Genomic DNA, 1,630 nt, shown 5'->3' on the forward strand with positions numbered 1-1,630 from the left:
CTGGCTTAGCGTCAGTTACTGCGATGAATCAGGGAAATGGAATGGAGGACAAGGCAGGTTCACAGTTCTCTAATAAGGTTATAAATGATGATTTTGTACCACAATTAAATAGTTTGCAGGTATTTGGAGCAAATTTATTTAGTAGTCAATGTCAGAATTTGCCACAGTTAGCTTTGTATAATCCTAATTATTTACTAAGTATAGGAGATAAGATTTCTATCACATTATGGGGAGCGTTTGAGTATGCTGCTATAGCTGAGGTGGATAGTCAAGGTAATATATTTATTCCAAAGGTTGGACCTGTGCATGTTGCTGATATACCAAATAAAGATTTGAATAAAGTTATAGGCGATGCGATCAAGAGGACATTTGAGAAGAACGTAACAGTATATGCTAACCTGATGAGTGCTCAGCCTGTACAGATATTTGTATCTGGATATGTATCTAAGCCTGGATTGTATGATGGTATGTCGTCAGATTCTGTGTTGTATTTTTTGTGTAAGGCTGGTGGAATACAGCCTGATAAGGGAAGTTTTAGACATGTTGATTTGATTAGAAATGGCAAGGTTATTTCGCATATTGATTTATATAATTTTTTGGTTGATGGAGTTATACCATTTTCGCAATTACAACAGGGTGATAGTATAGTAGTTAGACAAAAGGCGGCATCTGTTAATGTAATAGGTCAGGTTAAGTCTCCGGCGATGTATGAGCCTAAGAATGGAGAGTTTGATTTGCCTGGTTTGCTTAAGTTGGTGGGAGTGTTGCCTGAAGCTACTTATGTACTTATAGAGGATAATAGAGGTTTGAATCCTACTAACAAATATATTCCATTAAGTGCGATAGGAGATCAGGTAGTTAAAGGTGGAGAGCAGATTACTTTAACATCAGATCAGAATATTAAGCAGATTACGGTATCAGTAACAGGAGCTATATTAGGACCACATCAGTTTGTAGTGCCGATAGGAACTACATTAGAAGATGTGGTAGAGAAGCTTAAATTTAGGTCAAATGCAAATGTTGATGATTTACAGTTGTTTAGAAAGAGTGTGGCAGCGGCGCAGAAGGCTGCTATTGATGCTAGCTTGAATTATTTAGAACAGCAAGCATATACTAAGAGTGCGTTGACAAAGGATGGTTTGTTGATGCAGCAGCAGTATGCAGGATTGGTATCGACATTTGTTGAGAAGGCGAAGCAGGTTCAACCTAAGGGGCAGGTGATAGTTGGTTCTAAGACTAAGTGGGAGCATATAGCGTTACAGAACAATGATGTAATAAATATCCCTAACCAGAATCAAGTGGTTACAATTAGTGGTCAGGTAATGGCGCCGATGGCTATTAATTATAATGAGAAGTTTAGTGTTAAGGATTATATTAATGCTGTTGGTGGTTATACTAATAGTGCTGAGACTGGATATGTGTTGTTGTTACATGAGAATGGTACAGCGGAGCGAGTAGATACGGGGATGTTTACATCTTGGATGTCATATACTACAGCGGTTAAAGGTGGAGATCAGATAATAGTTCCGAATGAAGGTATGTCAGAGGCATTACCTATCTTGGCTACGATATCACAGATTGTGTTCCAGATTGCCTTTGCAGCTAGAGTGTTTATAGCTCCGATGTAATT

Annotated in this window: 1 protein-coding gene; it reads left to right on the forward strand. The window is 38.2% G+C overall.

Annotated features, from left to right (window positions below):
- Positions 1–1,628 (forward strand): polysaccharide biosynthesis/export family protein (locus tag F8C69_RS10105; protein WP_159185043.1); only part of this gene is annotated, 1,628 nt, incomplete at its 5' end.
- Between the last annotated feature and the right edge of the window lie 2 nt (positions 1,629–1,630).

It is taken from the genome of Francisella noatunensis subsp. noatunensis (genome assembly GCF_009823375.1).
Classification (GTDB): domain Bacteria; phylum Pseudomonadota; class Gammaproteobacteria; order Francisellales; family Francisellaceae; genus Francisella; species Francisella noatunensis.